This is a genomic window from Streptomyces asiaticus, from assembly GCF_018138715.1.
GTDB lineage: Bacteria > Actinomycetota > Actinomycetes > Streptomycetales > Streptomycetaceae > Streptomyces > Streptomyces asiaticus.
In genome coordinates, this window is sequence record NZ_JAGSHX010000006.1 from 7,072,983 (window position 1) to 7,085,885 (window position 12,903).

Consider the following 12,903-nt stretch of genomic DNA (forward strand, 5'->3'; position numbering starts at 1 on the left):
GGGCCGAGCCCGGGTGTGGGGGCCCGGGCCCCCAGGGCCCGGGCCGGGGGTCAGCCTCCGTACGCGCCGGACGCGGTCAGCCGCAGCGCGGTGTCGATCAGCGGCACATGGCTGAACGCCTGCGGGAAGTTGCCCACCAGACGCTGGTTGTGCGAGTCCCACTCCTCGGACAGCAGCCCGAGGTCGTTGCGGAGCGCGAGCAGCTTCTCGAAGAGCTTCCGGGCCTCGTCCACCCGGCCGATCATCGCCAGGTCGTCGGCGAGCCAGAACGAGCAGGCCAGGAAGGCCCCTTCGTCGCCCTCGAGACCGTCCACCCCGGCGTCCTCGCCCGCGGTGGGGTAGCGCATCACGAAGCCGTCCTCGGTCGACAGCTCCCGCTGGATCGCCTCGATGGTGCCGATGACCCGCTTGTCGTCCGGCGGCAGGAAGCCCATCTGCGGGATGAGCAGCAGCGAGGCGTCCAGCTCCTTGGAGCCGTAGGACTGGGTGAAGGTGTTGCGCTCGGCGTCGTAGCCCTTCTCGCAGACCTCCCGGTGGATCTCGTCGCGCAGCTCCCGCCAGCGCTCCAACGGCCCGTCCACATCGCCGGATTCGATCAGCTTGACGGTGCGGTCGACCGCGACCCAGGCCATCACCTTGGAGTGCACGAAGTGGCGGCGCGGCCCGCGCACCTCCCAGATGCCCTCGTCCGGCTCGTCCCAGTGCTCCTCGAGGTAGCGGATCAGCTTCAGCTGGAGCACGCTCGCGTAGTCGTTGCGTGCCAGGCCCGTCATATGGGCCAGGTGCAGCGCCTCGGTGACCTCGCCGTAGACGTCCAGCTGGACCTGGCCCGCCGCGCCGTTGCCGATCCGGACCGGCTGGGAGTTCTCGAAGCCGGGCAGCCAGGTCAGCTCGGCCTCGGACAACTCCCGCTCGCCCGCGATGCCGTACATGATCTGGAGGTTCTCCGGGTCGCCCGCGACCGCGCGGAGCAGCCATTCGCGCCAGGCGCGGGCCTCCTCGCGGTAGCCGGTGCGCAGCAGCGAGGAGAGGGTGATCGCCGCGTCCCGCAGCCAGGTGAAGCGGTAGTCCCAGTTCCGGACGCCGCCGATCTCCTCGGGCAGCGAGGTGGTGGGCGCCGCGACGATGCCGCCGGTGGGGGCGTAGGTCAGCGCCTTGAGCGTGATCAGCGAGCGGACCACCGCGTCCCGGTAGGGGCCGTGGTACGTGCAGTGCTCGACCCACTCCCGCCAGAACGCCTCGGTGGCCTCCAGCGCGCCCTCCGGCTCGGGCAGGGCGGGCGGTTCGCGGTGCGAGGGCTGCCAGCTGATGGTGAAGGCGAGCCGGTCGCCGGGGCCCACCGTGAAGTCCGAGTAGGTGGTGAGGTCCTTGCCGTAGGTGTCGGCCTCGGTGTCCAGCCAGACCGAGTCCGGACCCGCGACGGCGACGGTGCGGGCGTCCACCCGGTGCACCCAGGGCACGACCCAGCCGTAGGAGAACCGCATCCGCAGCGCGGAGCGCATCGGCACCCGGCCGCTGACCCCCTCGACGATCCGCACCAGTTGCGGGGCGCCGTCACGGGGCGGCATGAAGTCGATCACACGGACCGTGCCGCGCGGGGTGTCCCACTCCGACTCCAGGACCAGGGAGTCGCCGCGGTAGCGGCGGCGGTCGGCGGCGGGCGGCGGGCTCCCCGCGGGGGTGGCGGGTCCCAGTCGCCAGAAGCCGTGTTCCTCAGTGCCCAGCAGACCGGCGAAGACGGCATGGGAGTCGAACCGCGGCAGGCACAGCCAATCGACCGTCCCGTCTCTGCAGACGAGGGCGGCGGTCTGCATATCACCAATGAGTGCGTAATCCTCGATACGCCCGGCCACGTGCATTCCCCATTCGAACGGCCGTATCACCCCGGAGGGCGTGTTCTACGGTCTCGGAAAATTATGACGAGCTCTTGTTCCGGGGGCGTGCTGGTGGTGCCGTGCCGGGGTGGCTCGCATGCGTGCGTCCGATGAGGATACGACGGACAACGATGATCCGCTTGAGCCCGTCCACATCGTGGCTCGCATCTCACGGCCGATCGGGTGGCCAGGTCACGCATGGTGTTCGGGCGATTGCGCAGACCGAACGCGGGAACCAGGTCAGCAACGACCGCTCCGGGGCGCTGATACCCTGGTAGCCCGTGGAGCGGCGGGCACAAAACCCCCGAACCTCAGCGGCGGCGCCCCCGGACCCCGGAGCGGCTGCCGTACGCACCCTCACGACGCGACCACGGGAGCCCCCTCTTGGCCATTGCCGCTAAACCCATGACGACCAAGCACCTCTTCGTCACCGGGGGTGTCGCCTCCTCACTCGGCAAGGGTCTTACCGCCTCCAGTCTGGGGGCGCTGCTGAAGGCGCGCGGTCTGCGCGTCACCATGCAGAAGCTCGATCCGTATCTGAATGTCGACCCGGGCACGATGAACCCCTTCCAGCACGGCGAGGTGTTCGTCACCAACGACGGCGCCGAGACCGATCTGGACATCGGCCACTACGAGCGCTTCCTCGACGTCGACCTCGACGGCTCGGCCAATGTGACCACCGGACAGGTCTACTCCACCGTAATCGCCAAGGAGCGGCGCGGTGAGTACCTCGGGGACACGGTGCAGGTCATCCCGCACATCACCAATGAGATCAAGCACCGCATCCGGCGCATGGCCACCGATGACGTGGACGTCGTCATCACCGAGGTCGGCGGCACCGTCGGCGACATCGAGTCGCTGCCCTTCCTGGAGGCCGTCCGCCAGGTCCGGCACGAGGTCGGCCGGGACAACGTGTTCGTGGTGCACATCTCCCTGCTGCCGTACATCGGCCCGTCCGGCGAGCTGAAGACCAAGCCCACCCAGCACTCGGTGGCCGCGCTGCGCAATATCGGTATCCAGCCGGACGCGATCGTGCTGCGAGCCGACCGCGAGGTCCCCACCTCCATCAAGCGCAAGGTCTCGCTGATGTGTGACGTGGACGACGCCGCCGTGGTCGCCGCCATCGACGCCAAGTCGATCTACGACATCCCCAAGGTGCTGCACTCCGAGGGCCTGGACGCCTATGTCGTCCGCAAGCTGGACCTGCCCTTCCGCGACGTGGACTGGACCCAGTGGGACGACCTGCTGAAGCGGGTCCACGAGCCCGACCACGAGGTCACCGTGGCGCTTGTCGGCAAGTACATCGACCTGCCCGACGCCTATCTCTCCGTCACCGAGGCGCTGCGCGCCGGCGGCTTCGCCAACAACGCCCGTGTGAAGATCAAGTGGGTCACCTCCGACGACTGCAAGACGGCGGCCGGCGCCCGGGAGCAGCTCGACGGCGTGGACGCGGTCTGCATCCCCGGCGGCTTCGGTGACCGCGGTGTCATCGGTAAGGTCGGCGCGATCACCTACGCCCGGGAGAACAAGATCCCGGTGCTGGGCCTCTGCCTGGGGCTCCAGTGCATCGTCATCGAGGCCGCGCGCAACCTCGCGGGCATCGAGGGCGCCAACTCCACCGAGTTCGAGCCCGCCACCACCGACCCGGTGATCTCCACCATGGCCGAGCAGCTCGACATCGTCGCGGGCGAGGGCGACATGGGCGGCACCATGCGGCTGGGCATGTACCCCGCGAAGCTGGCCGAGGGCTCGATCGTCCGCGAGGTCTACGACAACCAGCCGTACGTCGAGGAGCGCCACCGCCACCGCTACGAGGTCAACAACTCCTACCGCGGTGAGCTGGAGAAGAAGGCCGGGATCGTCTTCTCCGGCACCTCCCCGGACAACAAGCTGGTGGAGTACGTGGAGTACCCGCGCGAGGTCCACCCCTATCTGGTCGGCACCCAGGCCCACCCCGAGCTGCGCTCCCGCCCGACCCGTCCGCACCCGCTCTTCGCGGGCCTGGTGAAGGCGGCGGTCGAGCGACAGGTGGCAGCGCCGTAGGGACAGCGGCTAAGGCGCCCCGTGGACGAACAGGGTTCGGCGCCGGGTGCTCGCGCCTGACCGTTACGGTTGGCAGGGGCGGGCGGCCGGCGCGGCCCACCGCCCCGTCAACCGCACGCGGAAAGGACGCTGAGGCAAGCATGCCCATCCAGGACACTCCCGAGGAATGGCCGGTCACCGCCACCACCACGCCGTTCACCGGCAACAAGACGAGCGTGCGCACGGACGAGGTGGAGATGCCCGACGGGAGTCGGGTCAAGCGTGACTACCAGGTCCACCCCGGCTCCGTCGCCGTCCTCGCCCTGGACCGGGACGACCGCGTGCTCGTGCTGCGGCAGTACCGGCACCCGGTCCGCCAGCGGCTGTGGGAGATCCCGGCCGGTCTCCTGGACATCCCCGGTGAGAACCCGCTGCACGCCGCCCAGCGGGAGCTGTACGAGGAGGCGCACGTCAAGGCCGAGGACTGGCGGGTCCTCATCGACCTCTACACCTCGCCCGGCGGCTGTGACGAGGCCGTACGGATCTTCCTGGCCCGGGAGATCTCCGTGGCCGAGGGCGAGCGGTTCGAGGTCTCCGAGGAGGAGGCCGACATGGAGCTCGCCCGGGTGCCCCTGGAGGAACTGGTGCGCGGCGCCCTCGCGGGCGAGCTGCACAACAACTGCCTCGTGACGGGCGCGCTGGCGCTGCGGTCGGTGCTCTCCGGCGACGGCATCGACGCCCTCCGGCCCGCCGACGCCTCCTGGCCCGCCCGGCCCTTCGACGCCTGAGTCGCTGATGGGGCGCATGGGCCCCACCCACTGATGGGGCGCATGCGCCCCGCTCGGCCTCGGTGAAGATCCGATGGGGTGATTTTCGGTCCGTGCTGTGGGCCGCGAGTACCGGGTACCTGACGCGGAGTGAACTACGCTCATAGTGAGCCGAAGGGGCTCGTACGCGCAGGTGGACGGGAGTGGGCCCGTGGCGGAGCAGGCGGTCGACACCGATGGGGAGCCGGCGGCCCCAGGGAAGCGGCAGCCGCCGCCCGCCGCGTCCGCTTCATCCGCTTCGTCCGCTCCCGGCCGTCCGCCGGAATCCGCTCCAGGCCCTCGGGAATCCGCTCCCGGCCGTCCGCCGGAAGATGAGACCTCCTCCTCCGAGACCCCGCCGCGGCAACGGCGCTCCACCGCGGACGCCCAGGACGGCGGGGTGTGGAGCGGGGCCACCCGGGCCGTGCTGTTCGCGGCGGCCGCCTCCGTGGGGCGGGGGTTCGCCGGGCGGCGGCGGGAGCTGCTGTCGCTGCGGGCCGACATCGAGCGCGCGGGCCTGGACACCCTCGCCGGCCGAAAGGCCGCCCGCAGCCGGGTGCTGCTGATCGCGGGCCGCCCCGGCTGGGGCCGTACGGCGCTGGCCGAGGAGCTCGCCCGGCGGCTCGCCGACGACTACCCCGACGGGGTGCTGAGCGCCCGGCTGACCACCTCCGCCGGCGACCCCGTGCCCACCGAGCACACCGCCCGTGAGCTGCTGGGACGGCTCGGTGTGACCGCCCCGCCTGGGGCGGACGAGGACGATCTGAGCGAGGCGCTGCGCGAGGCCCTCGACGGCAAGCGGGTGCTGCTGCTGCTCGACGACGTGGCCGGGGCCGAGCAGGTGGACGCGCTGCTGCCCGACGAGCCCGACTGCCTGGTGGTCGCCGTCTCGCGCGGCCCGCTGACCGGGGTGCCGGATGTGCGGCCGTGCACGGTGGGCGGGCTGGATGTGAGCGCGGCGGTCGGGCTGCTGGCGCAGTACACCGGCCCCACCCGGATCACCTGCGATCCGGTGGCCGCGCAGTCCCTGGTCGAGGAGTGCGCGGGCCAGCCCGCGGCGCTCGTCCTGGTCGGCGGCTGGCTCGCCGCCCGCCCCCAGGCGTCGGTGGCCGACGCCCTGGCCCGGCTGCGCGAACTGCCGCCGGACGAGGGCGACCTCGACCACGGCGCCCGCCCGCTCACCCGCGCCTTCCGGCTGGCCTACGCCGCACTGCCGTCCGCCGCCGCCCGGATGCTGCGGCTGCTGGTGATGGCGCCCGGCGGATCGGCCGACGCCCAGATCGCCTCCGCGCTGGCCGGCTGCTCGGTGGCGGACGGCGAGGCGGCGCTGGAGGGCTTCGCCGCGTACGGGATGCTGCGCCCGCGCGGCACCGGCCGCTACCTGGTGCCCGGCTGTCTCGATCCGCTGCTGCGGGAGCGGCTGGCGGCCGAGGAGCGCCCGGCCGAGGTGGAGCTGGCGCGGGCGCGGATGCTGGAGCGTGCCGTACGGCAGCTGCACGCCTGCCGGCTGGCCGCCGAGCCCGCCGGTTCGCCGGGCCGGAAGAAGCTGGCCGGGATGCCGAAGCCGCTGCGGTTTTCGTCGTCGGCGGAGGCGGCCGGCTGGCTGGAGGAGCGGCTGCCCACGCTGATCGAGGCCGCCCGGATGGCCGTGGAGACCGGCCAACTCGACACCCTGGCACGGCGGTTGGTGGCCGCGCTGACCCACGCCCTGACCGCCCACCGGGGCTTCGAGGGCGCCGCGGTGGAGCTGTACGGGCTGCATCAGCTGGTGCTGGACGTGGCCCGGCGCCGCGATCTGCCGGTGGAGCGGGCCGCCGCGCTGCTCAACCTCGGCGATCTGGACGGCGGGGCGGGCCGGGTGGACAAGGCACTCGCCCGCTACAAGAGCGCCTTGGAGGCCGCCCGCGCCTCGGGCGATCCGTATACGACCGGGCGTGCGCTGGAGTCGATCGGCGGCAGCTATCAGGCGCTGGAGGACTGGCACCGGGCGGCCGACTGGTTCGGACGCGCCCTGGAGCTGCGGCTGAGCCGCCGCGACACGCCCGCCGCGGCCCGGCTGTACGCACGGCTCGGCACCGTTCACGGCTACGCCGGGCGGTGGGGCGAGGCGCTGCGCGACTGGCGTGCCGCCGCGGCCGCCTGCCGCCGGGCGGGCGACCAGGCGGGGTACGCCCGCGCGCTCAGCGGCACCGCGGGCGCCCAGGAGCGCTCGGGGCGGCCGAGGGAGGCGCTGCGCACCTGGGCGGAGACCGCCGCGGCCGCCCGGACCTGCGGTGACACCGGGCTGCACGCCGAGCTGGCGCGCCATGCGGCGGACGCGATGGACCGGCTCGGCGGGGATCCCGCGGTGGCGCGGTCGCTGCGGCGCACCGCCCGGAGGATCGAGGCGGGCGAGGCGGAAGACACGGGTTCGTCACCTCAGAGTGGGGGCTGAAACCCTGCGGACCTACGAAATCAGTAGTGGTCTTCCAAAAGATTGATGCATTGCAAGGCTAGACAGCGCGAGGTCCTTCATTAGACTGGCTGCACCGTGATTGTTGCGGTCGTCTCCGGCATGCGGACGCATGCGCCGGTTTGCCTGTCTATGGTCGATGGTGTATCGGCCCATGACCGGCTGTGGCGATATGTTCCTTTCCCCCCATTCAAGGACCGTGATCGACGTGAAGGTCGGTATCCCCCGCGAGGTCAAGAACAACGAGTTCCGTGTGGCCATCACCCCCGCCGGTGTGCACGAGCTGGTCCGAGGCGGCCATGAGGTCGTCATCGAGCGGAGTGCGGGCCTCGGCTCGTCCATCACGGACGAGGAGTACACCGCCGCCGGTGCGCGCATCCTCGGCACCGCCGACGAGGTCTGGGCCACCGCCGACCTGCTGCTGAAGGTCAAGGAGCCCATCGCGGAGGAATACCACCGGCTGCGCAAGGGTCAGACGCTCTTCACCTATCTGCACCTGGCCGCCTCCCGGGCCTGCACCGACGCGCTGCTGGAGTCCGGCACCACCGCCATCGCCTACGAGACCGTCGAGACCGCGAACCGGGCCCTGCCGCTGCTCGCGCCGATGTCCGAGGTCGCGGGCCGGATCGCGCCGCAGGTCGGCGCGTACCACCTGATGCGCTCGGCCGGCGGCCGCGGTGTGCTGCCCGGCGGGGTGCCGGGCGTGGCCGCCGGGCGGGCCGTGGTCATCGGCGGTGGGGTCTCCGGGTGGAACGCCGCCCAGATCGCCATCGGCATGGGCTTCCACGTCACCCTGCTCGACAAGGACATCAACAAGCTGCGCGAGGCCGACCGGATCTTCGGCAACCGGGTGCAGACCATCGCCTCGAACGCCTATGAGCTGGAGAAGGCCGTCCTCGAGGCCGACCTGGTCATCGGCGCGGTGCTCATCCCGGGCGCCAAGGCGCCCAAGCTGGTCACCAACGAGCTGGTGTCCCGGATGAAGCCGGGAAGTGTCCTTGTCGACATCGCGATCGACCAGGGCGGCTGCTTCGAGGACTCCCGTCCCACCACCCACGCCGAGCCGACCTTCGAGGTCCACAACTCGGTCTTCTACTGCGTGGCCAACATGCCCGGCGCGGTGCCGAACACCTCCACCCACGCGCTCACCAACGCCACGCTCCCGTACATCGTGGAGCTGGCCAACCGCGGCTGGCGGGACGCGCTGCGCCGGGACGCCGCGCTGGCCAAGGGGCTCAACACCCATGAGGGTCAGGTCGTCTACGGCCCGGTCGCCGAGGCCCATGACCTGCCCGTCGTCGAACTGGGCTCGCTGATCGGCTGAGTGGCGCCCGGGGTTCACCGGACCCGGCCACCGGGGCCCGTTGACCCCGGTTGCCGGACGGTCAACCCGGACCGTCAACCACATGTCAACATCGGGCATCCGGCCGGGTCTTGTCGAAGGACGAGGCCCGGCCGAAGGCGTGTCCGCTGTGCCCCGTATCGCGTGCGGACCACCGCTCGATCAACTCGCCCTAAATGCAACTATTCAGACGCTTTATGCGGCGGTGAAATCTCCGCGGCACCGTTCACACGCCCTTGACATCGGGGTGTTCGATTGCCGACACATCGTGCCGTGTCCGGTGGATTGTGTTGCTGCGGACCGGTGACACGCCATAGAGTCGCCAACCGTCGGCATGGTGTCACGCTGACCTATAGAGAAATTTCCTGGTCACCAAGGAGGTAGGACGACTTGTGAATGAGTCGACATTTTCTCCCGGGGGTGGTCAACCAGGACCGGCTGCGCGGGGCCAGGGTCCCTCGGGGCTCGAGGCTGTCGGCTCCGTCGCTGTCCGTACCTTCGCAACCCGCCAGAGCCCGACGACAGCCCACCAGAGCCACAGCATGGACGGCCATCACGTGAACGCCATGGCCGGCGACCAGGGGGGCACGGATCCCGCCCGCTTCGCCGACTACGACGACCTCCCCGACGGGCACTTCTACGACCCGGACGCGGAGTACGAGCCAGACCCCGAATACGCGGCCACGCTCGCGCCCGACGCTGCCCGCCAGCGCCGCGAGCGGATCGGTCCCACCGGGCGTCCGCTGCCGTACTTCCCGATCCCCGGGCCGCTGACCGACCACGGTCCCGCGAAGATCATCGCGATGTGCAACCAGAAGGGCGGGGTCGGCAAGACCACCTCCACCATCAACCTGGGCGCGGCCCTGGCCGAGTACGGCCGCCGGGTCCTGCTCGTCGACTTCGACCCGCAGGGCGCCCTGTCGGTCGGCCTCGGGGTCAACCCAATGGAGCTCGACCTCACCGTCTACAACCTGCTCATGGAGCGGGGCATGTCGGCCGACGAGGTGCTGCTGAAGACGGCCGTGCCCAACATGGACCTGCTGCCCAGCAATATCGACTTGTCGGCCGCCGAGGTGCAGCTGGTGAGCGAGGTCGCCCGGGAGTCGACCCTCCAGCGCGCGCTCAAGCCGCTGATGGCCGACTACGACTACATCGTCATCGACTGTCAGCCCTCGCTCGGTCTGCTCACCGTCAACGCGCTGACCGCCGCGCACAAGGTGATCGTGCCGCTGGAGTGCGAGTTCTTCGCGCTGCGCGGTGTGGCGTTGCTCACCGAGACGATCGAGAAGGTCCAGGAGCGGCTCAACCCCGACCTGGAGCTGGACGGCATCCTCGCCACGATGTACGACTCGCGCACCGTGCACAGCCGTGAGGTCCTCGCCCGCGTGGTCGAGGCGTTCGACGATCACGTCTACCACACGGTCATCGGCCGTACGGTCCGCTTCCCCGAGACCACGGTCGCGGGTGAGCCGATCACCACGTACGCGTCCAACTCCGTCGGTGCCGCCGCCTATCGCCAGCTCGCCAGGGAGGTGCTCGCCCGGTGTCACGCCGAGTGAGTCTGCCGGGAGCCGACGAACTGTTCCGCACCACGGGAGGGATGGGCCTCCAGTCCTCCACTCCCGCCGCCGGGCGCCGCCAGGCGAACGGCGAGGGCCCACGGGTGCCCCCACCCGCCGCCGAACCCGACGCGGGCGCCGAGCCGCGCGAAGGGCAGGAGCAGCGCGCGGACGGCGAGCAGTCCGGCTCGGGCGAACACACGGGACGGGAGACGGCCTCCCAGGACGCGGTCGGCGAGCGGCGCCCCGCCGCCGGGGACCGGCCCAAGGGCCGTCAGGCCCAGGGCGGTTCGGCCGCGGCCGAGCAGAACGGCCCGGCCCGCCGCCGCGCCCGTGCGGCGAACCGCAGGCCCAGCGGGCGCGAGCGCCACGACGAGAAGATCACGGTCTATGTCTCCGCCGAGGAGCTGATGGACCTCGAGCACGCGCGTCTGGTGCTCCGCGGTGAGCACGGGCTCGCCGTCGACCGGGGCCGGATCGTCCGCGAGGCGGTCGCGGTCGTCCTCGCCGACCTCGAGTCGCGCGGCGACGCGAGCATCCTGGTGCGTCGCCTCCGCGGCCGTTGACCGGGCCGGGCGATAGCCTGCCCGGTCGTACGGGCTGCCCCGCCCGGCCCTGAGCACCCTGGACCGCGATGCCGACGAACGACACCCCCGCCCCGCCGCCCCGCCCCTCCCGCCGCACCCTCGGCCGGGGCCCCGGCGCGGCGCCGGCCACGACGGGTCCGGACCGGTCCACCGCGCCCACGCCTCCGCAGGAGGCCGCTCAGCGCCCCGCTGCGCCCCCGGCGGCGGAAGCGGTGGAAGCAGCGGCGGAAGAGCCGCAGAACGGCGCCCAGACGGCGTCCGAGGCCCCTGCTGGGCCGTCCGGGGCGCCCGCCGTGCCCGAGGCGCCTGTCGCGTCCGAGGCGCCTGTCGCGCGTGAGGCGCGTGAGGCCGTCGTGGAGCCAGAGGCGCCCGAAGCCGCCGCGGAGGAACGCACCGAGCCGGACGCCGAGCCCGAGCCGTCCCCGGCGACGGCCGAGGCCGTTGCCGCGGCCGAGCGGCGGGGCGCGGGAGGTGGGCGCAGCCGTAAGGGGGTCTCGGCGGACGAGCCGGAGCCGGTGCACGCACGGGCCGACCTCGATGCGGCGCCCCCGGCGGGCGGGCACGGCGGTGAGGCGGCCGGGGCGGCGAGCATCGGGGCTGACGTCAGCGGCGGGACCGACGCGAGCGGTCGGACCGAGGGGAGCGACGAGGCCGACACGAGTGGCGGGACCGAGGCGAGTGGCAGGGCCGACGCGAGCGGCGGGGGCGGTAAGGGCGAGGCCCAAGCCGAGGACGGTGGCAATCGGTTCACCGTGCGGCTGGACAACTTCGAGGGGCCCTTCGACCTCCTCCTCCAGCTGATCTCCAAGCACAAGCTGGACGTCACCGAGGTCGCCCTCTCCAAGGTCACCGACGAGTTCATGGCCCATATCCGCGCCATGGGGCCGGACTGGGACCTCGACCAGACCACCGAGTTCCTCGTCGTCGCGGCGACCCTGCTGGACCTCAAGGCGGCCCGGCTGCTGCCCGCCGCCGAGGTCGAGGACGAGGCGGACCTGGCGCTGCTGGAGGCGCGCGATCTGCTCTTCGCCCGGCTGCTCCAGTACCGCGCGTACAAACAGATCGCGGACATCTTCAACGACCGGCTGACCGCCGAGGCCGCCCGTCACCCCCGTACCGTCGGCCTGGAGCCGCACCACGCCGAGCTGCTCCCCGACGTCGTCATCAGCATCGGCCCCGAGGGCTTCGCCAAGCTGGCCGTCAAGGCGATGCAGCCCAAACCCAAGCCGCAGGTCTACGTCGACCACATCCACACCCCGCTGGTCAGCGTCCGGGAGCAGGCCGAGGTGGTGGTCTCGCGGCTGCGCGAGCTGGGGGAGGCGACCTTCGCCGTGCTCACCGAGGACGCTCCCGACGTCCTTACGGTCGTCGCGCGCTTCCTGGCGCTCCTGGAGCTCTACCGCGAGCGCGCGGTCCTCCTGGACCAGCCGGAGGCGCTCGGATCGCTCATGGTCCGCTGGACGGGCGAGGCGGGTGAGCGGCCACTGGTCACCGACGAGTTCGACCAGGAGGCCGAGCCCCGTAAGGAGCCCGAGAAGGCGCCCGAGCAGGAGACGGCCACGCCCGAGAAGGAGGAGGTAGCGAGTTGAGCGAGCAGCGGACACCCGCCGGGCTCTCCGAGGTCGCCGAGCTGGACCTCAAGCCCGCCCTGGAGGCCGTCCTCATGGTCGTCGACGAGCCCGCCACCGAGGAGAACCTGGCCAAGGTCCTCCAGCGGCCGCGCCGCGCCGTCGCGGACGCGCTGCGCGAGCTGGCCGACGAGTACGCGACCCAGGGCCGGGGCTTCGAGCTGCGGCTGGTCGCGGGCGGCTGGCGCTACTACACGCGCCCGGCCTACGCCGCCGCCGTCGAGGGGTTCGTCCTGGACGGCCAGCAGGCCCGGCTGACCCAGGCCGCTTTGGAAACCCTCGCGGTGGTCGCGTACCGTCAGCCGGTCAGCCGTTCCCGAGTCTCGGCCGTCCGCGGCGTCAACTGCGATGGTGTGATGCGGACCCTCCTCCAGCGGGGCCTGGTCGAGGAGGCGGGCACGGAACCCGAAACAGGTGCGATCCTGTACAGGACGACGAACTACTTCCTGGAGCGGATGGGCCTGCGGGGGCTGGACGAGCTCCCGGAGCTCGCGCCGTTCCTCCCCGAGGCGGACGCGGTCGAGGGCGAGTCCCAGGAGGGCGTGCCGTCGTTCGATCCGGACGCCATCGACAGCGATGACGCGCAGGACGACGCAGAACGCACGACGACGTAGCACACCGAGCCGACAGCGG

General features: G+C 71.9%; 9 protein-coding genes. 8 read left to right on the forward strand and 1 reads right to left on the reverse strand.

The features are described from left to right. Positions 1-50: 50 nt before the first annotated feature. Positions 51-1,859: a glycoside hydrolase family 15 protein gene (locus tag KHP12_RS38025; protein WP_210609144.1), complete on the reverse strand. Its 1,809-nt coding sequence runs from the start codon at positions 1,857-1,859 to the stop codon at positions 51-53. A 420-nt stretch (positions 1,860-2,279) separates the two neighbouring features. Between KHP12_RS38025 and pyrG the strand changes: the two genes are divergently transcribed. From pyrG to scpB, 8 genes are all read left to right on the forward strand, one after another. Beyond that, complete coding sequence (gene pyrG / locus KHP12_RS38030) at positions 2,280-3,917, forward strand: CTP synthase (protein WP_086884089.1); 1,638 nt, start codon at positions 2,280-2,282, stop codon at positions 3,915-3,917. 140 nt (positions 3,918-4,057) lie between these two features. Then, positions 4,058-4,684: an NUDIX domain-containing protein gene (locus KHP12_RS38035; RefSeq protein WP_086884088.1), complete on the forward strand. Its 627-nt coding sequence runs from the start codon at positions 4,058-4,060 to the stop codon at positions 4,682-4,684. A 190-nt stretch (positions 4,685-4,874) separates the two neighbouring features. After that, positions 4,875-7,136, forward strand: coding sequence for a tetratricopeptide repeat protein (locus KHP12_RS38040; RefSeq protein ID WP_086884087.1), 2,262 nt, complete (start codon positions 4,875-4,877; stop codon positions 7,134-7,136). Between the two features lie 226 nt (positions 7,137-7,362). Further along, complete coding sequence (ald, locus tag KHP12_RS38045; protein WP_211834959.1) at positions 7,363-8,478, forward strand: alanine dehydrogenase; 1,116 nt, start codon at positions 7,363-7,365, stop codon at positions 8,476-8,478. Between the two features lie 560 nt (positions 8,479-9,038). Continuing rightward, positions 9,039-10,055 (forward strand): ParA family protein, encoded by a 1,017-nt coding sequence (locus KHP12_RS38050; RefSeq protein WP_020872375.1) that lies wholly within the window; start codon positions 9,039-9,041, stop codon positions 10,053-10,055. After that, positions 10,040-10,621 carry a hypothetical protein gene (locus KHP12_RS38055; protein WP_198548906.1) on the forward strand — a complete coding sequence of 194 codons (582 nt, stop codon included), beginning with the start codon at positions 10,040-10,042 and terminating at the stop codon, positions 10,619-10,621. Before KHP12_RS38050 ends, KHP12_RS38055 begins: the two co-directional genes overlap by 16 nt. Positions 10,622-10,689: 68 nt before the next feature. Next, positions 10,690-12,231, forward strand: a complete 1,542-nt coding sequence (locus tag KHP12_RS38060; RefSeq protein ID WP_210609143.1) for a segregation and condensation protein A — start codon at positions 10,690-10,692, stop codon at positions 12,229-12,231. Further along, a complete protein-coding gene (scpB, locus tag KHP12_RS38065; RefSeq protein WP_020872378.1) occupies positions 12,228-12,884 on the forward strand; it encodes an SMC-Scp complex subunit ScpB in 657 nt (218 codons plus the stop codon). Before KHP12_RS38060 ends, scpB begins: the two co-directional genes overlap by 4 nt. The last annotated feature ends 19 nt before the right edge of the window (positions 12,885-12,903 follow it).